We start from the raw sequence: 22,669 nt of genomic DNA on the forward strand, positions 1-22,669 counted from the left end.
AACTTGAATATTGCGTCCCGGTGCTGAATACCAGCCTGTCGCTGAATTTGGATCCATATTATAACATTGATCAGTATAGAATTTATCAAAGATGTTGTTAACTTTTAAGAACACTTTCGCATTATCTTGGATTTGATAATTAAAGGCGGCATCCCAAACCCAGAAAGTTTTAAACTCATCCGCGGTTGTTTGCGATTTGCGCCCATCACGGTTTACAATCCCGCGACCATTTAGCACCATATCAAATTTATCTTTTTGATAATTTGTGCTGATGTTCCATTGTCCTCTTGGTAAGTAACCATCTCGATTTGGATTTAAGGTCGATTTTGTTGGATCAATATAAATATAAGTATAACCAATATTAGTACTTAGATTTTCGTTAAAGGTTTTATCAATATTAATATTCCAACCCCTAGTACTTTCTTCACCGGTATTTTCATAAGTTTGGTTCGCAAAAATAATCATATTATTAGCCTTACGACGATAAATATTAAAATTAGCATTTAGACTTTTATCAAACTTATGCTTAATCCCAAATTCCACCGTATTACCTTCTTCCGGCTTTAAATTAGGATTACCGGTATTACCATAGGCATCGTGGTAATATAACTGCGATATCCCCGGTGCGACAAAAAACTCTTTATAGCTAACATAGTAATTAGTTTTCTCATCTGGTTGATAACTTAGCACCGCACTTGGCGTATTATGTCGCCCAAAGTCAGAATGATAATCACTTCTTAGTCCAGTTGTAACTGTAATCTTATCATTCATATACCACGCATCTTGTAAGTAAAGCGATTGATTAGTGATATTTTTTCCTTCTACACTTGGCATCCCTACATATCGTTTAACTTTATCTTGATAAAAATCAAACCCGCCAATTAGGGTATGTTTATCATATTCATACGTCAATTGATCACTAAAACCAGTTGTTTCCATGCGCATTGACCATAAATAACTTTTAGCTTCGCTGTCATCCACTAAATCTGTTACATTTTTAAAAACTGACAATTGATTAACGGCTTTATCACTAATCCTATTTTTATAAGATAATCCCACTCTAGTATTGTCTTTATTTCCTTTTAATCTGGTTGTAGTTTTTAATCCGCCAGTGCTAGGACGTTCATAATTAGAGTTGTAGTTTTCAAAATTAACCTCTACCGCCGTATCTTTGTCAAAATCTTTCCCTAATTTCAAGTCAATTGTCTTAGAATTTAAGCCTTTTTGAATAGTATTATTATTACCATCTTTGAAGTTACCGCTTAAATCTTTTTGCGCACTAATTAACCAGTAAAGATCTTCTTTATTACGCCCTGAATTCATAACCCCATATTGACTAGTATTAAAACTTCCACTCATCATGCTAATAGTAGTTTTTTGTTCAGCTTTACCTAATTTTTTGGTAATAATATTAACAACTCCACCCGCCGCATCAGAGCCATATAAAGTTGAAGCTGAACCTTTTAAGATTTCAATTCTTTCAACATTATCCATATTAACCATTGTTGATGGCTCAAATCGACTTGAGATAATACCATTAGTGTTTACTCTCATCCCATCAATTAAAAATACCACATTAGAGGTACCATTAATGTAGATTTGATTAGAAGAATAGTTTTCTCCGCCAGTCCCATAACTTTGAATAGTAACACCAGGAACATTTTTTAAAGCTTCGCTAATATTAATATAATGATTAGCTTCAATCATTGCTCTAGTTACTACATCCACATTAGCCGGTGCCTTAAAAGGTTCTTCTTCAATTTTACTAGCGGTTACAACTACTCCATCCATATTGTATTCATCTTTAACTTCTTCCGCCCATACCTGAGGAGTCGTTGCGGCATAAAAAGTTGTACATGCAATTGCCGCTAATAATGCTTTTTTACTAAATAAGGTTTTCTTCATCAAATTTTTCCTCCTTAATATTTCATACCAAAAAATCCTTTCCCTAACCAGGAAAGGATTTAATCAGAAACGATGGTCTTGAAGCGTTAAAGCTTTATGGTTTATCTGCTTGCACTACTAAGATAATAACAATTTAAGCTACTACATAATAATTAACTGATGAAACCTCAGACAAATTCCCAATCTACCTTCCTGTCATTCGCAGGTCTAGCGGTATGATCTTGCAACGGCAGTTCTTCTGACTCTGGTTCATAACTTCTCCAGCCTTCCCAAGAAAATTCTCAGTGACATCTTTGGAGTCGCTCCCCATTACAGCGGCGGGACCGTATCGGTATTACACCGATTTCTCTATTAAGCCTAACGGCACCATTGCGCTTTTTATGTAATTCTTTTGCTTATGTTAAACTATATAGTGGTCATATAGTCAAGGCGTTTGTGAAAAAAATATTTTACTATAAAAAAATAATATGAAACCCCTTTTCACCATAAATAAAAAATGTAATCATCATAATAAAGCTATCATAATAATTACATTTCATAATTTATTTTATTCTTTTAAATTTCGGTGAATTATAATGACACTGACATTCACTATCCATAAAATAACCTTGCCAAGGCGTTATTAATCTAATGATACTGGTACTACTGCGCTTTAAGGCAGTTAAAACTATTTGTCCGTTTTCATAGCGTGAAATAAGTTTTCTACTATTAGCCTCAACAATTTCCGGCCAAAAATAATTTATTCCCCAGTGATAGCCATCGCGCTTAGCACATTCCCAAGCAATCACCGAAGCTTGTACCCCCTTAAGCCCTAATTGAAGATAAATTGGCAAACCTAATTGTTCTTGCCATCTTTGGCGTTTTTCATCACTAATATCACTAGTTAAACAAAAGATGCTTTGACATTTACCGATCGAATATTGTCCGCCAATCCATTTTTCAATCAACTCTGCACTCAAGGCACAAGCATTAACACCATAATCATTTAATATTTCCCATGGCTTATCAGCGCTTACCACCACCGTCGCTCCTAACTTTTCGGCACCTTTTAAAAGCCCCCAAGCTGGACCTTCGCCTTGAAAGCCATCAGCAATTAACATAACCGTAGCTTTAGTTATGTCACAAGAAATTAACCAGTTTTGTGCATTTTCCGCCCAAACATCCATTTCCTCTGGCAGATAAGCGGTCGAGCCTAATAAATGACTCACCCCGCTGAGTGGTAAATTTAATGTCGCAAAAATACTATCACTTTCTTGTTGATCTTGAAACGGTAACAGCGCTAATTCATTTAATTCTGCTGTTATATCAACTAGCCCATGATCTTGGCAACGTTTTATAAAGGCGGCATCTTTTTCTTTAGCCCACGCCAAACAATGTTGCCACAAAACTTTCGGACTTTTTTTATTTTCTTCCATCGTTTCACCTCATCAAAATAATATCGAAATAAGCTAGTGCCAATTGGCACTAGCTTATTTCTTAGGCACTAATAGCATCTTGTGGACAAATCATAACACAGTTAAGACATTCATAGCATTCATGATTAACAAAAATATCATTATTTTCTATTTTTATTTGACGCATAATACACATATTAATACATTGACCACATAAATTACATTTTTCTTTATCAATTTTTACACTCATATTAACTCCTATGTTTTATTGATGTTCACCACATTCATTATGATGCTCATGATTATGACAGACCGAGCCAGTGGAAATCAAGTCTCCAGCTAAAAATTTAGTTACTGCCTCTACCACATTACCCTTTGCACCAGTTATAACATCAATATTCTTTTCATTAAAAATATCAATTGCCCCCGCTCCCATGCCACCAGAAATAACTACTTTAACACCAATTTCATTTAAAAACACCGGTAAAAATCCAGGTTTATGTCCGGGATTAGCCACTATTTCCGACTTTACTATTTTACCATTTTCGACATCGAAAATATTGAAATTTTCACAATGTCCAAAGTGAATCGCAACATTTTGTTGCTCACTAGCTACTGCAATTTTCATTTTATTTCCCCCAACTTTCTATTTTATTAGCAACATTATATAAATAATCATTTTCAAAATTTTCAATTTCACCATTATCACACAAACTTGCTAGTTTTGGATCAATCGGTAACTTACCTAATACAGATAAATTATATTTTTGAGCAATCTCTTCAATATGGCTAATACCATAAATATAATGTTTTTTTCCACAGTCATCACAATTAAAATAAGCCATATTTTCCACTAAACCTAAAATTGGCACATTCATTTTCTTCGCCATCTCCACTGCTTTAGAAACAATCATTGAAACTAAATCCTGTGGCGCTGTGACAATGATTATGGCATCTACTTTGATTGATTGAAAAACTGTTAACGGAACATCACCAGTTCCAGGTGGCATATCAATAAACATATAATCAACATCTTCCCAAATAACATCAGTCCAAAACTGTTTTACCGTATTGGCAATAATAGGGCCTCTCCAAATAACCGGTTTAGTATCATTTTCTAATAATAAATTAATGGACATCATTTGAATATCGGTCTTACTTTTAGCCGGATAAAAACCTTTACCTGCTGCTTCACCCATAATTTCAGCTTTAACTCCAAAAACTTTAGGAATAGAAGGACCAGTTACATCAGCATCTAAGATAGCAACATTATGATGTTTTCTATTCATTTCCACCGCTAACATCGATGTAACTAGTGATTTGCCAACACCGCCTTTACCACTGACAATTCCAATAACCTTTTTAATACTACTTTTTTCATGATTTTTTTCCAATAAATTAGATTGATCTTTACAGGCTGACCCTGTACATAAAGCTTCACTCACAACTAACTCTCCTTACAGCACAAGCTCTGTGCCTGTTGAAATATATTCTATTTTTTCACCCATAACAGCTCTTAACATTTTGAACGGTTTTATCCCTGTACAATGACAAGTATAAAATTTTGTTGTCAGATTTTTCAGTGACAAGGCAATTTGCTCGATTTTAGCACTATCTTCACAAATTTGTCGAGAGTTACTATATAAATGAAACCCGCCAATAACATAATCAGGCTCACCCTTAATTATCGTCATTGCTTTGTCCATAATATTTAAAATCCCCCTATGCGCACAACCAGATAGCACAACTATTTTATTATTACTGTTAACTATTAAGTTTTGTTCATGTTTAAAATCATCAGTAAAAAGCTCTTGTCCTTGTTGCTGTAACAATTCCTTATTATCAGAAGGCATAAAATATTTATTCTTAACGTCAGCAAAAATTTCTAATTCTTCATCAATTCTTAAATAATCTTTTACAAAAATTATTTGTTCATTACTTTCCAGTTCAGTATTTAAACCAATATCGCTAATTTTATCAGGACCTCTGTTCGAGTAATGCTTAGCAAAAATATTCTTTTGTACATAAATTTTTGCACTTGAATTTAATTTTAAAAAACTTTTCAATCCACCGCCGTGATCAATGTGTCCATGTGAAATAACAACAGTATCTACCATTGACAAATCAATTCCTAATGCCAAAGCATTTTCAATAAAATAATTATTAGGACCCACATCAAATAAAATTTTATGTTTAGCAGTTTCAAGATATATACTAAGTCCATGGGAACTTTTAAAGTTAGGATTAGTACTGGTATTTTCTAGTAATATTTTAACTTTCATCTTTTCCCCTAACCTTCCAATTGTAAAATATCATAGCATTTTTTATAAATCTCAGCTATCTTTTTCCCTGCTACACAATCAACTTCCACTAAGCTTTTTCCATCATTAGTTATTTTTACAGCCTCATAGTCAAAAGGAATTTTCCCCACGAAAAAAACTTTGAACTCTTCACAAACTTGTTCTATTGCAATTGTATTTTCTATATTAACATCAAATTTATTAATACAAACAGCAATCTTTATCTTAAATTGTTGTGCTGTTTTTATAATTCTTTTCATATCACTAATCCCCGATAAAGTTGGCTCAGCCACAATTAAAACCATATCAACACCACTTAACGAAGCTACGACCGGACAACCAATCCCCGGCGAACCATCAATTATCGCTAGTTCAATCTTAGGACTACAATTTTCTATTAGTTGTTTTTTTACTGCACTAACCAACATTCCCGATGTCCCACTGCCCATTTTAAGCTCAGCAGTTGAAAAAACATCTTCAGCTTGATATAGCATCAATTTCCCCGCTACTGCTGGTCTCATAACTATGGCTTGCACCGGACAAACATATTGACACACACTACAACCCTCACAGGAAAAATCATCCACTAAATATTGCTTATTGATTAATTTAATGGCATTAAAGCGACATTTCCTTCTACATAAACCACAAACAATACATTTTTCAGTTTCAATAAATGCTTTTGGTAATCCATAATAAGGATTTAAGTGCTGATTTTTATTTCTTGCCATAATAAGATGTAGATTCGGAGCGTCCACATCACAATCAGCATAAGCTTTTACTGCTGCTAAGGTAATAAAAGCGCTAGCAATGGTTGTTTTTCCAGTTCCACCTTTACCACTAAGAATCAACATTTGTTTCATGTCGCACCTCCTTAATGATATCAGACAATAGCTGCCGGAAAAAGTTTTTATATTTTTCACTAATTCTAGTTGCAATCAGACCTTGAGAATTAATTAGCCCCAATTCAGGATCAAACATTATTTTCCCTAAAATTTTTATTTCATTTTCATTACAATAAACTTCTGCAGGATTTACGCCCTCAACGCATTTATTTAAAATAACGCCATATTTTTTATCAAAAACATTTACCAACTCATGAACCATCTTTAAATTATGACACCCAAATAAAGTTGGCTCTGCTACTAAAATACAGTAATCAGCATCCTTAATACTCTCCATCACAATGCAAGCACTCCCTGGTGGACAATCAATAATGATAATTTCAACATTATCAGAATCTTTTTGCAGCAACTCTTTAATTATTGGTATTCCTGAAACTTCCCCGATGTTTAAGATACCGGTATAAATAGTAACTTGCTCAGAGTTACCACTTTCAATTTTACCAATAATTTTATTTTTTTCAGTAATAGCTTGGTTGGGACAAACCAACATACAACCACCACAAGAATGACACATTTCTTCAAATATTAAAACTTTATTAGTATAGGCCAGTGCATTAAACTTGCAAAATTCCACACATTTTTTACAGCCAAAACATTGTTCTTGATTAACATAAGGGATTTTTATATCAATTTCTGTCGCTATAACATTTTGGGGGTTAAAAAACAAAAAACCATTGGGTTCTTCAACATCGCAATCAAGATAAACTGCATTATCGGCTGAAGCTGCTAGGTTTACTGAAACTAAGGTTTTCCCTGTTCCGCCTTTTCCACTTAGCACAGCAATCTTCATTAGATATTCCCACCATGATAACCACTATGAATTTTATCTAAAATTTCTAGTTTGCCATTTTTTAAAGCTTCTACATTTTCTACAATATTATCATTTAGCATTTTATAAATGGTAATATTCGCCGACCGTAAAACTTTTGCAGCATTTTCTCCACATTGTGGCACAATAACAGCTTCTACTTTAGCATTAACAAGTTCTTGTGCTGCTTTTATGCCCGCCCCACCTTGACTAACATTACCACTGTTATCAATAAAATTAAATGCTTTAGTTTCAGTTTCATATATAGCAAAATAAGGAGTTCGCCCAAAATTATTATTTATTTTCGGGTTAACAACTTTTTCATCTACCGGCATTGCAATTTTCATATATTATCACTACCTTCACTTATTCTTTTTCGATGTCGCCCACAACCTCCACACTCACAGGAGTGTTCTAAGCCATCGCAAAGCTTATAATCGCCACCTTCAATTATTAAAACATAACCATGTACCAACGATTTAGCAATTTTCTGCCGAGCCTCATTATAAATTGCTTGAACCGTGGTTCTCGCTATTGCCATTTGATTAGCACACTTTTCTTGAGTAAATCCTGCTAAATCAATTAATCTAATGGTCTCATACTCATCAATACTCATTTTTATAAAATTACTATTTATCTCATTACCATTAAGCGGGCCAAATTTGTCACTTGCAGGCAAGCAACATACTTTCCGCCATTTTCTCGGCCTTGCCATAAAACCACCTGCTTAAAATTAGTATAGTTATTGTGAATATTCTTCCCAATAACTATACTAAACAATCATTAACTTTGTCCACCGCCTTGGTTTCGGCCTTGTCCTTGTCCTTGTCCTTGTCCTTGTCCTTGTCCTTGTCCTTTACCACGACCTTGACCAGCGCCACGACCTTTGTTTCGCCCCAATCCATAACCTTGGCTATTGTTACTTTGTTGTTGACCTTGACCACAACCGCCTACACCATTAGGTCCTGTTCCATCTCTTCTTGGCATCATAACCACTCCTTTACTAAAAAACATTTTAATCATTATAATTTAATAGTTTTTGACATATGTCATTTATTAATTATAATTATAACTCGTTTTCGACATATGTCAATATCTTTTCAAAAAAAATAAGCCTTATCAATTTTCATGATAAGGCTTATTTCTTACATTTTTCCGGCTATCTCTTGGAATATTTTATGAACTTCCTCTGAGCTTTTTCCTTCTGCCATCGCTGCTTTAGCTGCGGTTATAGCTTTAAAATAATTTTCATGCCCTTCACTTGGCACATAATTTTCATCATTAATATCAAAATTCATAATTTTTTTAAACATCTCATGAATTTCTTCTGATGATTTTCCGGCTTGTTTTGCCAATTCAACATGTTTCATTGCTGCTTTATAACGATAAGCTGCATGCGGATCTTCTGGTAATTTGTATTGTGGATGTTGTGACATTTTCTTCACCTCCTTCTGTTTGAAAGTTTAAAGTATATAGTAAGTATCATGTCAACTATTATATGTTTCAACTTAACGAAAAGCCAATCGGTATTGTAGTGTAACATTCGACATTTTGCCCTAAACTGTTGCTGGCCGGAGAAAATTGCCATTGCCAAACAGCCTTCAATGCTGCTTCATCCAAATCACTATTACCACTGGAAGTGACAACTTCAGCTGCCCCAACTGTTCCGTCTGTTAATATTAAAATCCTCGTTAATACCGTTCCTTCAATACCTCTTCTTCTTGCACTTTGAGGATAACGCGGTTTACTGCTACTAATAATATTGGGCCTAATTTTTATAACTTCACTACCGCCACCATCACCTCTGCCATTACCGTTGCCAACGCTGTCACTTTCACCACTGCCGCCACCATTACCACTGCCACTACCGACTACTCCACCAATAGAACCAGTGTTAACGACTCCGCTTCCAATATTATCAACATTATTTTGCACTTTAGCATCGTAATATTGTTCACTGCTGTTATTATTTTGATACGCTCTATATTGTTGCCTGCTCACCAGTATTTTTTTATTATTTTCACTGCTACCACCATTTTCACCACTATTGCCATAATTAATATCATCTAACAATGATACTTCAACGTAATTTGGCTCTGGCGAGGTCTTATGACAATTTTTAATCACTATTGCCGCCACTAAAAAAACACTCAAATGTAATGCCAGTGCTATAAAAAAAGATTTAGTTAATCTATTTTTCAGCATTTTAACGTTCCTTTCTATCGGTAGCTATTGCTATCTTTGTAACACCGGCAAGCTTCAATTCATCTAATATCGCTACAACCTTACCATATTCAGCTTGTTTATCGGAGTGCAACACAAACGCACTTTCCTTATTATTATGTAGTGCTAATTGCGTTCTCTTCTTTAACATTGGTAAAGTCAGTTCTTCTTCATTATTAAATAACACGTTACCGCTTGGTAATACTGTTATGCTGATGCTCTCTTCAGTTTGTACTGTTTGTGCTGATGCTTGCGGTAAATTTAACGGAATAGTATGTTGCTCTACCATATACAGCGTACTCATCATAAAAAACACTAACAAAAAGAAAATAATATCAATCATCGGAATAATCATTAATTTAGGTTTTCTGTCATTGCGCAAAGTACTTATTTTCATAATTCTGCTCCATTTTGATTATTTGCAATAATTAACACTGCTACTTTTTCAATATCCGTAATCATTTTATCTAAGATATGATTACAATAACTATATATTCCCATTGCTAATACTGCCACACATAAGCCAAACGCTGTTGCAATTAAGGCTTCTCCGACACCGGCGGTAATAGCTAGTGGTTGTCCATTTTTGATATGCAAAATACTAAATGAGCCAATCATACCAATTACCGTTCCCAGCAATCCTAATAACGGTGCTAAGGTAACAATTGTATCAAGATGAGTGAGATTTTCTTTAAGTTTTGCTACAACTATTGCCCCTGTCCCTTCAATAACGCTATTAATATCTTTAACATTATTAATAATCGCAAAAATTCCACTTTGCGCTACAGTTGCCAAGATTCCAGCATCAGCTTGACATAATTTTTGCGCGGCCACAAATTCCTTCTCATTTAGCATTAGTTCTAACTCATTTAAAAAAGTTTTTCCAGAGCTATTTTTTTTATAATAAATAAATCTTTCCACCGCAATTGTTACTGAAATTATTGAACATAATAATAATAAATACATTACCGGTCCTCCGGCTTGAAATAATCTAATAAATTCCATTTTAAAACACTCCTTCATCTTTCTTGCTGATAGCAATCAATTGCCGTAATCTTTAAGCAACATTCCAATTCTTGCTCACTTTCATCACCGCAACCAATCCATCTGGCAAAACAAGCTCCGCCACAATTACTAAAATAATGACAACTAAAACATTTTTTTAGAATTAGTTCTAGCTTATTTTTAATTGCTTCTTGCTTTGCTAAATCAATACCTTGCTCCACATCGCCAATTAAATACTCGTTTTGTCCCAACAATGACGCACAAGCATAAATCTTACCATCAACATCAACATAAATTGCTGCACCATTCATCGCGTGACAATGCGAAAAGCCTATTAATTCTTTATTCTGTAATTTTTCAACCTTATTTAGTTGAGCAAAAATTATTTTTGAGCCAGTTATTGCTTTAAATTTTTCTCCCAAGCTAAAGGCTTTGGTTAAGCCAGTTTTTAACTCTTGCTCCGTAGGTTTACTAATTTTACTACCGCGCCCCTGACCTCTAATTAAATCAAATCCAATTTTTTTAATATTCCCCCAATAATAACTAAGCATCACTAACTTTTCTAAAAAATTAACATTATTTTTCGTCACAACACAAGTAATACCAACATTAATTTTTTTATTTTTTAAAATTTCTAGACCTGCCATAATTTTTTTAAAGCTACCGCTATTATCACGAAACGGGCGCTGTTCATCATGGATTTTTTGATTACCATCAATACTGATTCCAATGGCAATTTTTTCTTTAACTAAAAAATCAATATTTTCTGCCGTTAATAATGTACCATTAGTTTGAATCTGCATTTTTGCCTTAATATTATTGTCTTTAATATGTTGGCTAATTGTTCGAATTAAATTGATATTAAGCAATGGTTCCCCGCCACTAAATTGAATGATAAAGTCATTACTTTGTGCTTGCACTAATGCAATCGCTTTTTTAGCTATATCAAAGGTCATCATATTTTCATTATATGAATCAGCATAGCAATATTTACAGCCTAAATTGCAAGCACCGGTTAGACTCAACAATAACATTTTAATATTACCCTTAGCTATTTCTTTCATAAGTGTTGCTCCATACACTGGATAAATTCTGGCGTTGTCATTAACACAACCTTATCCATTTCTAATAATTGCTTATATAACAGCGTCGCTTTACCATCAGTATGATCACGCTCTTCAATCTTTTGATCTTCTAATACTATTAATTTTTCGGCTTGAAATGCCGCTTTTAAATTGTCTAAATTATTGTTACCATAAAAAATATTACACAAAACAGTAAAATTTGCAGCTTTAATCAACTCAATATTCTTATTGATGTTTTCAGTAGTAATTTGTGCAAAACAATCTTTTTTTACTATTTGAGCCTTAAAGGCTTCACCAACCACTGCATCCGCATCACCTTGTGATATTACGCCCATGGAAATTTTATAATTTCCTTCATATAATTTCCTGACAATATTGCCGGCAACACCGCCACCACTAATCACATGAACACTTTTTCCTTTTTGGCAATCTTTATCACTACTATAAGTATAAATATCGAGTAGACCGGAGACATGATTTTTAAACACAGCTGCTTTCATTTTATAAGCTTTGTGTAAATTTTCAGCAGTAATAACCTCTTTAGGCTTACCATCAGCAATTATCTGTCCTTTGTTTAATAAAATTAATCTTGAACAAAATTTAGTGGCTAATTTAATATCATGCACAACAATTAAAATTGTTTTACCCTGCTGACATAAATTACGACACTGCTCAAAAATTTCTTCTTGATAAGTCAAATCTAAACTAGCTGTCGGTTCATCTAAGAAAATCAGTTTTGTTTCTTGTGCCAAAACCTTTGCCAATAATACCCGTTGACGCTCACCACCAGACATAAAATTAATATCTTTATCCGCCAACTGCCAGACTCCGGTAAACTTCATGTATTTTTCGGCAATCTCATAATCTTTCTGACTTTCATGTTGCCACCAATTTAAATAGGGGTACCGCCCTGCTAAAACCATCTGTTTAGCACTAATACCAAAGCCTTTATTAACTTCTTGTTGCATATGGGCAATTACTTGTGCTTTTTCTTTTTCCTTTAATTTTGTTAATAACTTTGAAGCAACCCTAACCTCACCAGTCTTAATTTTTGTCAAACCTCTAATGCTTTTTAGTAAAGTACTTTTACCGGCACCATTAGGCCCAATAATGCCGATGAACTCACCAACTTTTGCATTGAAGGAAATATTTTTTAAAACAGGTTTTTCTAAATAATCAACCTGTAATTCCTTAACTTGTAAAATATCTTCTATCATACTTGCTCCTTTAACTGAGCCTTGCGTAATAATATTAAAAAATACGGTGCTCCTAATAAAGCTGTCATAATTCCCACTCTTATTTCTGTCGGAGCAATAATTATTCTACCGATAGTATCACATAATATTAAAAAGATACTACCTGCTAGGGCACTGGCCGGCAATAATATTCGATGTTCTGTTCCTAATAAAAGTCTCATCATATGCGGAACTACTAGTCCTACAAAACCAATGCTACCACTGACACAAACCGCTGTTGCTGTTGTTAAAGAAGCAATAGTCATTAGCATTATTCTTGTTTTCATTACCGTCATGCCAACAGCCTTCGCCTCGTCTTCCCCCAATACTAAAATATTTAAATGCCGTGACATCATTAATAACGAAGTTAGCCCAAAGATTATTGGTCCAAGCGCCAAGTAAACATGTTCCCAACGTCGATAATCTAACCCACCCACTGTCCAAAATAAAAATTCTTTTAGTTTACTCTCATTCATAAATGTCAATATCCCAGAAGTTAAAGCCCCAATAAAAATGCTAATTACTACTCCGGCCAATAATAACACCATTATTGGTATTTTACCTTTTCGTAGTGATAATATTACCGTTAAAAAAACAGTTATTAACGCCATAATAAATGCTAACAAAGGCATATAAAACATACTGATAGTATTTAGTCCTAAACTAATCGCTAAAACGGCACCAAGTGAAGCTCCACTTGATACTCCCATAATCCCTGGATCAGCTAACGGATTAGCAAAAACCCCTTGCATTACTGCACCGGAAACCGCTAACGATGCTCCTACTAATATTCCAACTAAGATTCGAGGCATTCTGATATTCCAAATAACCGCAACATCTTCTGCACTCACAGCCGGATTATTAATAAAGCCAAACTCTTGACTTAAAACTTTAATCACAGTAATAAAAGAAATATTAATTTGTCCATAACTAAGTGCAATCATTATTGCTAAACAAAATACTATTATTAATCCTATTAGCACTAATTTAGCTTTTTTTATAGTTTTCATAATACCGTCCTATCATAATAATCCTAGTGCTTTTCGTTGCGTTGTAATCTTTTGACTCCAATCACTTTTAGAAGTTTGCATAAATTCATGCACTAAATATTGTGGTTGTATCATATCAACTACCGCTTTTATCTTTTTGCTATTAAAGGGTAAGTGTTCATCAATTTTCAATATATGCTTCATAATATTTTCCATTGATAAATCTTGTGCCACGTTATTATTACAATGTTTTTTAACATATTCACCAGACAATGAATGATGTAAATGTATCCCATAAATATATTGTTTGTATTGTCCTAAATTATTAACTGTTTCTAATATATAGGCAACACCTTCTTCTTGATTTTTTAAGTTAGCATTAGTATTCATTAAATGACCAGTATCAAGTATCAACCCTAAATTATCATATTTAAGTTTAGTGAAAATTGTTTCGACTAAATCTTTTTTTTGCAAAGTTAACCCCGGCCACCATAAGTTTTCCAGCAATAATTTAGTATTTGACGGAATAATCGGCATTAGTTCTTGTAAAACCTCAATACTATTTTCAATAACCATACTACTGTCATAATTAAAATTCCAATGAAAGACTTCACTCGGCCGTGCTTGCGCCACATGAAATACTAAGTATTCAGGCTGAGCTTCTAAAGCTTTAATAATATTATCCTGATATAAATTTAACCAATCGCTTTTAGTTTTTCCGCCATAAATACCATAAGCTCTTTCTAAGTCACCATATTCTTTTATTAATGCCTTCTTATTATCTAACCAAAAATCCAGCCAATTCGGCCAAAAATTCAGATGAACCCCCTTCACAAAATCTTTTTTATGAATTTGTTCATCCCAATTTTCATAAAAAAGCATTTCCAGTCCACTTAAATTATGTTCTCTTAAAAAATTCTGTAATTCTTCAGCACTATTATTTATTAAGAGATTATCTAAATGATAATTTGATAAATTAACTAATTCTTTCATTTTAGCCTCAATTTGTATTTTTTAAAATAATTAACGCAAACTATGGTGATGCGATTGCATCACCATAAGGCTGTCAAATATATTATGCTTGGTTATCCTCATAGACCCTAATTAATTTTTCCATCGCTCTCGTCGCGGAAATTTCTCCTTGGCTAACAGCTAAATCAACTTCATCTTTTATTAGCTTAACCTGCTCATGTTGGTAGAAATTATTTTTTAAATATTCTTCTACCATTGCATATACCCATGCCAAAGTCTGCATTTTTCGACGCTCTGCAAAAATACCTGATGTGGTCACATTTTCTTTATATTCTTGAATAATCTGCCACAGTTCATTTATGCCTTCGCCAGTTAGAGATGAACAAGTATAAGCATGAGTTTGCCACCCCGCTGTTGCTTGCCTTAGATAATGGATTATCCGCTCATACTCTACTCTAACCATTTCCGCTTTAGCTTTATTATCGCCATCCGCTTTATTGATTAAAATAGCATCAGCTATCTCCATTACTCCTTTTTTCATCCCTTGTAATTCATCTCCTGCCCCTGTTAAAACAATCAGCAGGAAAAAATCAACCATTGATCTTACCGTAATTTCACTTTGCCCAACCCCGACGGTTTCTACTAAAATAACATCATAGCCAGCCGCCTCACAGAGCAATAGTGTTTCTCTACTTTTTTTTGTTACCCCACCTAATGTACCACCGGAAGGTGAGGGTCTAATAAAAGCATTCTGTTCTTTTGTCAACTTCTCCATTCTAGTCTTATCACCTAAAATACTACCTTTCGTGATACTACTACTTGGATCAACGGCTAATACCGCAACTTTATGACTTCTTTGACATAAATTCATTCCTAGTGCCTCTATAAAGGTACTTTTACCGGCACCAGGGACACCAGTTATGCCAATCCGAATTGATTTACCAGTATACGGTAATAATACCTGTAAAATTTCTTGTGCCATTTTTCTATGTTTAGGTGCATTACTCTCAATCAGGGTTATTGCGCGAGAAAGTATCATTCTATCACCAGCTAAAACCCCCTGAACATAGTCATTAACCTCTAAAACTTTACGTTTAATAAAATTTGCAGCTGTTACTTCCATCGTATTAGATTTCGTCATCCCATCATGCCGCTCTTCTACTCCTGTCATAACTCGACAAGCAAATTCATCGCCGGCATTTTTAGGTTGCCAAGCCGGAATATATTTATCAGCCATTATCACAATTTAAACGAATTTTTAATTCTTCCAGGACTTTTCCTGCTGCAATAGGAATAATCGTTCCCGGACCAAAAATAGCGGCTGCTCCATGCTGTCGTAAAAATTCATAATCTTGTGCCGGAATTACTCCACCAATTACCACCATAATATCTTCGCGACCACGCTTCTTTAATTCTTCCACTAATTGTGGCAATAAAGTTTTATGACCAGCCGCTAAAGAACTCATGCCAACCACATGAACATCATTATCGACCGCATCTTGTGCTGTTTCTTCCGGCGTTTGGAATAACGGCCCAATATCAACATCAAACCCTAAATCCGCAAAGGCAGTTGCGATTACTTTTGCACCTCTATCATGACCATCTTGCCCCATTTTAGCAATCATGATTCTCGGTCTGCGACCTTCTTGCTCTTCAAATTCATCTGTCATTGAACGAACTCTTTTTATTTCATCTTCATCAGCAAATTCGCTACTATATACCCCAGAAATTGAACGTATTACTGCTTTATGACGACCTGATACTTTTTCGACCGCATCAGAAATCTCACCTAAACTTGCCCTAGCCCGAGTAGCCTTTATGGCTAAATCTAACAAATTTCCTTCACCAGTCTCTACAGACTTAGTTATGGCAGCTAAGCAAGACTGGACTGCTTCATTATCACGATTTGCTCTTAACTTTTCTAACCTTCTAATCTGTGCTTGACGCACTGCTACATTATCTACATCTAAAATATCTAGTGGATCCTCTTTGTCTAAGCGATATTTATTAACACCAACAATCATTTCCTTAGCAGAATCAATATGTGCTTGGCGTCTTGCTGCAGCCTCTTCAATTCTCATCTTCGGTAAACCTGTTTCTATAGCTTTGGCCATTCCACCTAATTTTTCAACTTCCTGAATATGACCCCATGCACTTTTTACCAATTCTTGCGTTAATGCCTCGACATAATAAGAACCGCCCCAAGGATCAAGCACTTTACAAATTTTAGTTTCATCTTGTAAATACAATTGAGTGTTTCGAGCAATTCTCGCCGAAAAATCAGTTGGTAAAGCAATCGCTTCATCTAAGGCATTAGTATGTAAAGATTGTGTGTGACCTAACGCTGCTGCCATTGCCTCAATACAAGTCCTAACTACATTATTAAATGGATCTTGCTCAGTTAAACTCCAGCCTGAGGTTTGTGAATGAGTTCGTAACGCCATTGATTTTGTTTTTTGCGGATTAAATTGTTTGATAATCTTTGCCCACAATAAACGACCGGCTCTCATTTTTGCAACTTCCATAAAATAATTTTTCCCCATTGCCCAGAAAAATGATAATCGTGGCGCAAACGCATCTACATTCAATCCAGCATTAACACCTGTTCTGATATATTCCAGACCATCAGCTAAAGTATAACCTAATTCAATATCAGCCGTAGCCCCTGCTTCTTGCATATGATACCCAGAAATACTAATACTATTAAACTTCGGCATATATTGCGAAGTATACGAAAAAATATCGCCAATTATTCTCATCGATGCTGCCGGAGGATAGATATAAGTGTTACGTACCATAAACTCTTTCAAAATATCATTTTGAATTGTCCCTGATAAGACTTCTTGTTTTACCCCTTGTTCTTCAGCCGCCACAATGTAAAATGCTAAAACCGGCAACACCGCTCCATTCATTGTCATTGAAACTGACATTTTATCTAACGGAATACCTGAAAATAATATCTCCATATCTAAAATTGAATCAACAGCTACGCCAGCTTTACCAACATCACCAACCACTCGTGGATGATCTGAATCATAACCACGGTGTGTAGCTAAATCAAAGGCAATTGATAAACCTTTTTGACCAGCTGCTAAATTACGACGATAAAAAGCATTACTTTCTTCGGCTGTTGAAAATCCGGCATACTGCCTTACCGTCCAGGGTCTAGTGACATACATCGTCGGATATGGTCCTCTTAAAAATGGCGGAATACCGGCAACATAATGTAGATGATTCATACCTGCTAAATCATCCTTATTGTAAAGTGGCTTTAACGGGATTTGTTCCATTGTCATTTGGTATAAATCTTTAAAGCTTTTACCACTAATAGCTTCAATTCGATCTTTCCATTCCTTAAAACTTTCTTGTTTTGTTTCACCTTGTAAATTCATTTTTGTGAAATCAGGATTAAGACTCATTATTTAATCCCTCCCTTACTTTGTAGCCACGTCAAAATATTGTAACAATTTGCTCTGACATGAATAAATTCATCAATGCCGGCATCAAGATATATTTTTTCAAATTCTGGCGCCGGTGCTCCCGCCAATAACACTATCATATTTTCATTGTTTTCTTTAATCATTTTAGTCAACACTGGCACTATTTCTGGATAAGTATCATCCGTTGAACAAATAATAGTTGCTAACGCTCCAGACTCTTGTGCCGCCTTAGCAGCTTCTTCAATCGTCATAAATCCATCATTTTTTAATACTTCAAAACCACCAACTTCAACAAACCCTGTACTAAAATCAGCACGTGCTTTATGCTGGGGAATTTTCCCCATATTAGCCAAGAAAACTTTTAAATTTTCACCAGTATTATTTTTATATAATTTTGCTTTATTTCTTAATTCTTCAAATTTTTCAGTTAAACGATGTTTAGCAATGTTACGCTCTATTACAAATGGTTCATCATAAATAATTTTAGCTACATCATTTAAAGTTGCACCGGCAGCAAAAGCATTGCTTAGCACTGACATATACATTGGAGAATTATTTACTAAACATTCTTTTAATTCCGCTAGTTTTTCATCTCGATATTGTTCATCAATATCACTAATAAACTCTTTAATTGCTATAGTTCGTTCTTCCGCTAGTGCGTGACCATTAAGTTGATTTGCTTCCAATAATTCTTCCAGCATATTTGCATACATATTAATCCCAACAACTTTATCTACTCTTTTTTCTAGCGCTTTAAACCTTTGCTCTAATACATTTTCAATATCAGCTTGAACACTGCCAGCTTTTAAAGCTTCTTCCATTCCGCCACTTTCCTCGACAGTTTGTAGTACTAACCAAGCTTTATCTGCAACTTGTTTTGTTAAAGTTTCGATATACCATGATCCTCCTGCTGGATCTATCGGTTGCAACAAATTGCATTCGTTTTGCAACATAATTTGAGTATTACGAGCAATTCTGCGAGAAAAATCATCTCCTAATCTAATAGCTGAGTCAAAAGGTTGGACTTCCATACTATCTACACCACCCACAACTCCAGAAAAAGCTTCAGTTGTTGTTCTTAGCATATTAACATAAGGGTCATATACACTTTTATTAAAATTTGCCGTAGTTGCATGAATAATCATTTTTTGTGATTCTTCATTACCACCAAAACTTTCAACAATTTGCTTCCACAGCTTGCGTGCTGCTCTAATTTTGGAAATTTCCATAAAGAAAATTGCGCCTAATGAGAAATTAAATTGGATTTGTTTACAGATAACATTAACCTCTAGTCCCCGTTGTTGTAATGCTCTGATATAACTTATCCCTGTAGCCAAACAATAACCTAATTCTTGAACAGCACTGGCACCACCATCACTAAAAACTTGTCCATCAATCAAAATTGTTCTTAACTCCGGAGTATTTCGTTGACTCCATTTCACTACTTTTGCTAATTCATCGTACATTGAATTCAAGCTGGATGGTAACCGCCCTTTACTTGCTAACTCGCCTAGAGGATTTGCCCCAATTAAGCCATGCAAATCACTGCTTTTCCTTGAATTGGCAACTAACATTCCTTCTAGTAGTCCAATAATTAAACTATTATTACCTCCGGCATTAATATAAAGTTCATATTGACTTAAATCAATTTCACTAAAAATTTCATACGCATCTTCAATCGTTGTAATTGATACGCCACCTTTAACTTCATAGTTATTGATTGCAAAGCCATTCTTTCCATCTTTTGTGGCTTCATCTAACATTATGTTAATAGCTGTTGAACCTTTTTTTAGTTCATTCTTTATTAACTTATTAGCATTAAGTGGAATTGGATCATCCACCTTTTGCGAAATCAACCATGGTTGCTCCATATATCCTAAATATTTTGTGCCTCTCATATAATCTTCCATTCCAGGTAGATTTGAGATAGTATCTGGGCTTGGCGCCATTTCCATAGTATACATTGGCTCCAAAGTTATCCCTTCATAAGTTTTAGTAAGCAGTTTTTTTTCAAATGCTCCACCCTTTAGTGCCGCAATTGCTTCTGTTTTCCACTCTTCATAGTCAGGGGCAACAAACTCAGCAAAACTAACTTGTTCCAGTTCCTTTTTTTGTTCGTTTTTATCTGATTCTTTCATTTATACAGTCCTTTCTATGGTTATTCATCAATCTAATAATTTGTAATATATATTCTCAACATCAAAGCATTGAGTCAAAAGATGAATTTAATCATCTAATTTTAAAAAGATTGTTTCCTTTGCAAGAAAGGAAACAGTGGGCATTCACCCTAACACAATAAAAAAATTTATGAGCAATGTCCTCCACTAAAGCTAAAAAGTGGAGAAAACCTTTCGACAAAATAAATGTTTACGTAATAAAAAATAAAAACCTTTTCTGCCAACAGACAAAAAAGGTTATGATAAATAAATTCACAAATAAAAAATCTCGACATATAATAGTCGAGATAAATAGATTATGATATCTATAAATCTCCTTCCCCATCGCTCGCAGGTCAAACGGTGATTGTTAATTAGGCAGTTCTCCTGGCTCTAGATCATAACTCCTCCAAACCTTCCCAAAGCTTAAGCTTCAGTGGTATATCTTGGATTTGCTCCCTATTACAGTGGCGGGACCGCGTCGGCATTTAACCGATCTTCCCTATTAAGTCCTTTCGGACACCTAATCCGCAGTATTTAATTTTAAATCATTTCATAAACAATAATTATGATATCATTATCATTTTAGACTGTCAATGTTTTTTGCAAAAATTATTAAAATTATAAAATTTCTTGGACTCTACCAACTTGTCCATCTTCCAACATTACTTTTATTCCATGAGGATGAACACTACTTTTAGTCAATAATTTCGCGACTATTCCTTCTGTTAATTTCCCGGTTCGCTGATCTGCCTTTAACACAATATTAACCCTTTGTCCAATTTTTATATTAGCACGTTGTTTATTATTCATAACTAATCCTTTCAGTTAAGCTTATTATAGTTTATTCTACTCTCTTTTCTGGTTCTTGTAAAATTTATTCAATATTAATTAGTCTGCCAAATATCATTGATAAAATAAAGGATAGAAGCTTTAATAGCAGACTTTTAGAGAATTTTGGCATTATAAATAATGATTATTCATAGTTTTTATATACTTCATTATGTTTTTCATGTTCTAAAAACGTTTGGTAAGCTTTATCTATAATAATTTCAACCTAATCTTCCTCTAAACCTTTACCATATATTTTTCTCTTGCTCTGCCGTTTTCAAGTTGCAGTAGTGCCACTTTATATATTCTCTTAAATTTATCAGATGAAATATTTTAAAATTTCATCAAAACACCCCAAATATAGCTAAAATAAAAAGCCTGCAATAAAACTTGCAAGCTACTAATTTTTGGTGCGGTTGGTGGGATTTGAACCCACACGCCTCTCAGCGCCACCCCCTCAAGATGGTGTGTCTGCCGTTCCACCACAACCGCTTATATAAAATTTTAAGCAAAAAAAAAGCATCATTTCTTCTTGTTACAAGAAGAAATGGTGCCGAGGACCGGAATCGAACCGGTACGGATATCACTATCCGCGGGATTTTAAGTCCCGTGCGTCTGCCAGTTCCGCCACCCCGGCAATACCTTTGGAGCGGGTGATGAGAATCGAACTCACGTGGCTAGCTTGGAAGGCTAGGGCTTTACCATTAAGCTACACCCGCATATTATGGAGCTGGCGAGAGGACTTGAACCCCCAACCTGCTGATTACAAGTCAGCTGCTCTACCAATTGAGCTACACCAGCAATAAATGGTGCCTTAGGACGGAATCGAACCGCCGACACGAGGATTTTCAGTCCTCTGCTCTACCGACTGAGCTACCAAGGCATAATGGCGACCCGGAAGGGACTCGAACCCTCGACCTCCGCCGTGACAGGGCGGCATTCTAACCAACTAAACTACCGGGCCATATGGTGGGCGATGACAGGATCGAACTGCCGACATCCTGCTTGTAAGGCAGGCGCTCTCCCAGCTGAGCTAATCACCCATATTAAATAAAGTTTGGTGACCCGTAGGGGAATCGAACCCCTGATACCGCCGTGAAAGGGCGGTGTCTTAACCGCTTGACCAACGGGCCTTAAATGGTGATCCACCCGCGACTCGAACGCGGGACACCCTGATTAAAAGTCAGGTGCTCTACCGACTGAGCTAGTGGATCAAATGGCAGGGGCGGCTGGACTCGAACCAACGCATGCGGGAGTCAAAGTCCCGTGCCTTACCGACTTGGCTACGCCCCTATGGCTCCTTGAGTAGGACTCGAACCTACGACCGATCGGTTAACAGCCGATTGCTCTACCAACTGAGCTATCAAGGAATATAACCAGCAACTACCTAACCTCCCAGGTCGTTTCCAACCAAGTACTCT

23 protein-coding genes, 11 tRNA genes and 2 riboswitches are annotated in these 22,669 nt (G+C 35.2%); all 34 genes read right to left on the bottom strand.

Annotated features, from left to right (window positions below; genetic code table 11):
* Window positions 1-1,908 (bottom strand): TonB-dependent receptor (locus KBI38_04810; protein MBP8629393.1); only part of this gene is annotated, 1,908 nt, incomplete at its 3' end.
* A 207-nt stretch (window positions 1,909-2,115) separates the two neighbouring features.
* Window positions 2,116-2,291: riboswitch (cobalamin riboswitch) on the bottom strand.
* A 156-nt stretch (window positions 2,292-2,447) separates the two neighbouring features.
* Complete coding sequence (locus KBI38_04815; protein ID MBP8629394.1) at window positions 2,448-3,320, bottom strand: hypothetical protein; 873 nt, start codon at window positions 3,318-3,320, stop codon at window positions 2,448-2,450.
* 61 nt (window positions 3,321-3,381) lie between these two features.
* Entirely contained in the window at window positions 3,382-3,549 is a 168-nt protein-coding gene (locus tag KBI38_04820) for a 4Fe-4S binding protein (protein MBP8629395.1), read from the bottom strand.
* Between the two features lie 15 nt (window positions 3,550-3,564).
* A complete protein-coding gene (locus KBI38_04825; GenBank protein MBP8629396.1) occupies window positions 3,565-3,927 on the bottom strand; it encodes a NifB/NifX family molybdenum-iron cluster-binding protein in 363 nt (120 codons plus the stop codon).
* Window position 3,928: 1 nt separating this feature from the next.
* Window positions 3,929-4,744, bottom strand: coding sequence for an Mrp/NBP35 family ATP-binding protein (locus KBI38_04830; GenBank protein MBP8629397.1), 816 nt, complete (start codon window positions 4,742-4,744; stop codon window positions 3,929-3,931).
* 12 nt (window positions 4,745-4,756) lie between these two features.
* The gene (locus tag KBI38_04835; protein ID MBP8629398.1) at window positions 4,757-5,581 is read right to left on the bottom strand and encodes an MBL fold metallo-hydrolase; all 825 of its coding nucleotides are present in this window, start codon (window positions 5,579-5,581) and stop codon (window positions 4,757-4,759) included.
* A gap of 8 nt (window positions 5,582-5,589) precedes the next feature.
* Window positions 5,590-6,462, bottom strand: a complete 873-nt coding sequence (locus KBI38_04840) for an ATP-binding protein (GenBank protein MBP8629399.1) — start codon at window positions 6,460-6,462, stop codon at window positions 5,590-5,592.
* Window positions 6,440-7,294 carry an ATP-binding protein gene (locus KBI38_04845; GenBank protein ID MBP8629400.1) on the bottom strand — a complete coding sequence of 285 codons (855 nt, stop codon included), beginning with the start codon at window positions 7,292-7,294 and terminating at the stop codon, window positions 6,440-6,442. The genes KBI38_04840 and KBI38_04845 overlap by 23 nt, the downstream gene beginning before the upstream one ends.
* Window positions 7,294-7,659, bottom strand: a complete 366-nt coding sequence (locus KBI38_04850; GenBank protein MBP8629401.1) for a NifB/NifX family molybdenum-iron cluster-binding protein — start codon at window positions 7,657-7,659, stop codon at window positions 7,294-7,296. Before KBI38_04850 ends, KBI38_04845 begins: the two co-directional genes overlap by 1 nt.
* Window positions 7,656-8,027, bottom strand: coding sequence for a DUF134 domain-containing protein (locus KBI38_04855; GenBank protein ID MBP8629402.1), 372 nt, complete (start codon window positions 8,025-8,027; stop codon window positions 7,656-7,658). The genes KBI38_04850 and KBI38_04855 overlap by 4 nt, the downstream gene beginning before the upstream one ends.
* Window positions 8,028-8,095: 68 nt before the next feature.
* Complete coding sequence (locus tag KBI38_04860; protein ID MBP8629403.1) at window positions 8,096-8,302, bottom strand: hypothetical protein; 207 nt, start codon at window positions 8,300-8,302, stop codon at window positions 8,096-8,098.
* 155 nt (window positions 8,303-8,457) lie between these two features.
* A complete protein-coding gene (locus KBI38_04865) occupies window positions 8,458-8,748 on the bottom strand; it encodes a hypothetical protein (GenBank protein MBP8629404.1) in 291 nt (96 codons plus the stop codon).
* A 67-nt stretch (window positions 8,749-8,815) separates the two neighbouring features.
* On the bottom strand, window positions 8,816-9,517 hold the full coding sequence (locus KBI38_04870) for an energy transducer TonB (GenBank protein MBP8629405.1): 702 nt from the start codon (window positions 9,515-9,517) through the stop codon (window positions 8,816-8,818).
* 1 nt (window position 9,518) lies between these two features.
* On the bottom strand, window positions 9,519-9,932 hold the full coding sequence (locus KBI38_04875) for a biopolymer transporter ExbD (protein ID MBP8629406.1): 414 nt from the start codon (window positions 9,930-9,932) through the stop codon (window positions 9,519-9,521).
* Complete coding sequence (locus KBI38_04880; protein MBP8629407.1) at window positions 9,929-10,540, bottom strand: MotA/TolQ/ExbB proton channel family protein; 612 nt, start codon at window positions 10,538-10,540, stop codon at window positions 9,929-9,931. The genes KBI38_04875 and KBI38_04880 overlap by 4 nt, the downstream gene beginning before the upstream one ends.
* Window positions 10,541-10,554: 14 nt before the next feature.
* Window positions 10,555-11,604 carry a radical SAM protein gene (locus tag KBI38_04885; protein ID MBP8629408.1) on the bottom strand — a complete coding sequence of 350 codons (1,050 nt, stop codon included), beginning with the start codon at window positions 11,602-11,604 and terminating at the stop codon, window positions 10,555-10,557.
* Window positions 11,601-12,842: an ABC transporter ATP-binding protein gene (locus KBI38_04890; GenBank protein MBP8629409.1), complete on the bottom strand. Its 1,242-nt coding sequence runs from the start codon at window positions 12,840-12,842 to the stop codon at window positions 11,601-11,603. The genes KBI38_04885 and KBI38_04890 overlap by 4 nt, the downstream gene beginning before the upstream one ends.
* Window positions 12,839-13,870, bottom strand: a complete 1,032-nt coding sequence (locus KBI38_04895) for an iron ABC transporter permease (protein ID MBP8629410.1) — start codon at window positions 13,868-13,870, stop codon at window positions 12,839-12,841. The genes KBI38_04890 and KBI38_04895 overlap by 4 nt, the downstream gene beginning before the upstream one ends.
* Before the next feature lie 12 nt (window positions 13,871-13,882).
* Window positions 13,883-14,842, bottom strand: a complete 960-nt coding sequence (locus tag KBI38_04900; GenBank protein ID MBP8629411.1) for a TIM barrel protein — start codon at window positions 14,840-14,842, stop codon at window positions 13,883-13,885.
* Between the two features lie 82 nt (window positions 14,843-14,924).
* Window positions 14,925-16,058, bottom strand: a complete 1,134-nt coding sequence (gene meaB / locus KBI38_04905) for a methylmalonyl Co-A mutase-associated GTPase MeaB (protein ID MBP8629412.1) — start codon at window positions 16,056-16,058, stop codon at window positions 14,925-14,927.
* Window positions 16,051-18,240, bottom strand: coding sequence for a methylmalonyl-CoA mutase (gene scpA / locus KBI38_04910; protein ID MBP8629413.1), 2,190 nt, complete (start codon window positions 18,238-18,240; stop codon window positions 16,051-16,053). Before scpA ends, meaB begins: the two co-directional genes overlap by 8 nt.
* Window positions 18,240-20,399, bottom strand: coding sequence for an acyl-CoA mutase large subunit family protein (locus tag KBI38_04915; protein MBP8629414.1), 2,160 nt, complete (start codon window positions 20,397-20,399; stop codon window positions 18,240-18,242). The genes scpA and KBI38_04915 overlap by 1 nt, the downstream gene beginning before the upstream one ends.
* Before the next feature lie 377 nt (window positions 20,400-20,776).
* A riboswitch (cobalamin riboswitch) is annotated at window positions 20,777-20,959 on the bottom strand.
* 79 nt (window positions 20,960-21,038) lie between these two features.
* On the bottom strand, window positions 21,039-21,230 hold the full coding sequence (locus KBI38_04920) for a YwbE family protein (GenBank protein MBP8629415.1): 192 nt from the start codon (window positions 21,228-21,230) through the stop codon (window positions 21,039-21,041).
* Window positions 21,231-21,656: 426 nt separating this feature from the next.
* Window positions 21,657-21,740, bottom strand: a tRNA-Leu gene (locus KBI38_04925).
* A gap of 56 nt (window positions 21,741-21,796) precedes the next feature.
* Window positions 21,797-21,885 (bottom strand) — tRNA-Leu (locus tag KBI38_04930).
* An 8-nt stretch (window positions 21,886-21,893) separates the two neighbouring features.
* A tRNA-Gly gene (locus KBI38_04935) sits at window positions 21,894-21,967 on the bottom strand.
* 6 nt (window positions 21,968-21,973) lie between these two features.
* A tRNA-Thr gene (locus KBI38_04940) sits at window positions 21,974-22,049 on the bottom strand.
* 6 nt (window positions 22,050-22,055) lie between these two features.
* Window positions 22,056-22,131: transfer RNA gene (locus tag KBI38_04945), tRNA-Phe, on the bottom strand.
* 4 nt (window positions 22,132-22,135) lie between these two features.
* Window positions 22,136-22,212 (bottom strand) — tRNA-Asp (locus KBI38_04950).
* A gap of 3 nt (window positions 22,213-22,215) precedes the next feature.
* Window positions 22,216-22,291, bottom strand: a tRNA-Val gene (locus KBI38_04955).
* Window positions 22,292-22,306: 15 nt separating this feature from the next.
* Window positions 22,307-22,381: transfer RNA gene (locus KBI38_04960), tRNA-Glu, on the bottom strand.
* Between the two features lie 5 nt (window positions 22,382-22,386).
* Window positions 22,387-22,462, bottom strand: a tRNA-Lys gene (locus KBI38_04965).
* A 3-nt stretch (window positions 22,463-22,465) separates the two neighbouring features.
* A tRNA-Gln gene (locus KBI38_04970) sits at window positions 22,466-22,541 on the bottom strand.
* Window position 22,542: 1 nt separating this feature from the next.
* A tRNA-Asn gene (locus tag KBI38_04975) sits at window positions 22,543-22,618 on the bottom strand.
* Between the last annotated feature and the right edge of the window lie 51 nt (window positions 22,619-22,669).

Source organism: Negativicutes bacterium (assembly GCA_018052945.1).
GTDB lineage: Bacteria > Bacillota > Negativicutes > JAGPMH01 > JAGPMH01 > JAGPMH01.

Excerpts from the sequence above, each read along its gene's own strand:
- KBI38_04900 (MBP8629411.1), bottom strand. The coding sequence starts at position 14,842 with ATGAAAGAATTAGTTAATTTATCAAATTATCATTTAGATAATCTCTTA.
- KBI38_04915 (MBP8629414.1), bottom strand. The coding sequence starts at position 20,399 with ATGAAAGAATCAGATAAAAACGAACAAAAAAAGGAACTGGAACAAGTT.
- KBI38_04895 (MBP8629410.1), bottom strand. The coding sequence starts at position 13,870 with ATGAAAACTATAAAAAAAGCTAAATTAGTGCTAATAGGATTAATAATA.
- KBI38_04845 (MBP8629400.1), bottom strand. The coding sequence starts at position 7,294 with ATGAAGATTGCTGTGCTAAGTGGAAAAGGCGGAACAGGGAAAACCTTA.
- KBI38_04820 (MBP8629395.1), bottom strand. The coding sequence starts at position 3,549 with ATGAGTGTAAAAATTGATAAAGAAAAATGTAATTTATGTGGTCAATGT.
- scpA (MBP8629413.1), bottom strand. The coding sequence starts at position 18,240 with ATGAGTCTTAATCCTGATTTCACAAAAATGAATTTACAAGGTGAAACA.
- KBI38_04840 (MBP8629399.1), bottom strand. The coding sequence starts at position 6,462 with ATGAAACAAATGTTGATTCTTAGTGGTAAAGGTGGAACTGGAAAAACA.
- KBI38_04885 (MBP8629408.1), bottom strand. The coding sequence starts at position 11,604 with ATGAAAGAAATAGCTAAGGGTAATATTAAAATGTTATTGTTGAGTCTA.
- KBI38_04875 (MBP8629406.1), bottom strand. The coding sequence starts at position 9,932 with ATGAAAATAAGTACTTTGCGCAATGACAGAAAACCTAAATTAATGATT.
- meaB (MBP8629412.1), bottom strand. The coding sequence starts at position 16,058 with ATGGCTGATAAATATATTCCGGCTTGGCAACCTAAAAATGCCGGCGAT.
- KBI38_04850 (MBP8629401.1), bottom strand. The coding sequence starts at position 7,659 with ATGAAAATTGCAATGCCGGTAGATGAAAAAGTTGTTAACCCGAAAATA.
- KBI38_04870 (MBP8629405.1), bottom strand. The coding sequence starts at position 9,517 with ATGCTGAAAAATAGATTAACTAAATCTTTTTTTATAGCACTGGCATTA.
- KBI38_04865 (MBP8629404.1), bottom strand. The coding sequence starts at position 8,748 with ATGTCACAACATCCACAATACAAATTACCAGAAGATCCGCATGCAGCT.
- KBI38_04855 (MBP8629402.1), bottom strand. The coding sequence starts at position 8,027 with ATGGCAAGGCCGAGAAAATGGCGGAAAGTATGTTGCTTGCCTGCAAGT.
- KBI38_04815 (MBP8629394.1), bottom strand. The coding sequence starts at position 3,320 with ATGGAAGAAAATAAAAAAAGTCCGAAAGTTTTGTGGCAACATTGTTTG.
- KBI38_04880 (MBP8629407.1), bottom strand. The coding sequence starts at position 10,540 with ATGGAATTTATTAGATTATTTCAAGCCGGAGGACCGGTAATGTATTTA.
- KBI38_04860 (MBP8629403.1), bottom strand. The coding sequence starts at position 8,302 with ATGATGCCAAGAAGAGATGGAACAGGACCTAATGGTGTAGGCGGTTGT.
- KBI38_04835 (MBP8629398.1), bottom strand. The coding sequence starts at position 5,581 with ATGAAAGTTAAAATATTACTAGAAAATACCAGTACTAATCCTAACTTT.
- KBI38_04920 (MBP8629415.1), bottom strand. The coding sequence starts at position 21,230 with ATGAATAATAAACAACGTGCTAATATAAAAATTGGACAAAGGGTTAAT.
- KBI38_04890 (MBP8629409.1), bottom strand. The coding sequence starts at position 12,842 with ATGATAGAAGATATTTTACAAGTTAAGGAATTACAGGTTGATTATTTA.
- KBI38_04825 (MBP8629396.1), bottom strand. The coding sequence starts at position 3,927 with ATGAAAATTGCAGTAGCTAGTGAGCAACAAAATGTTGCGATTCACTTT.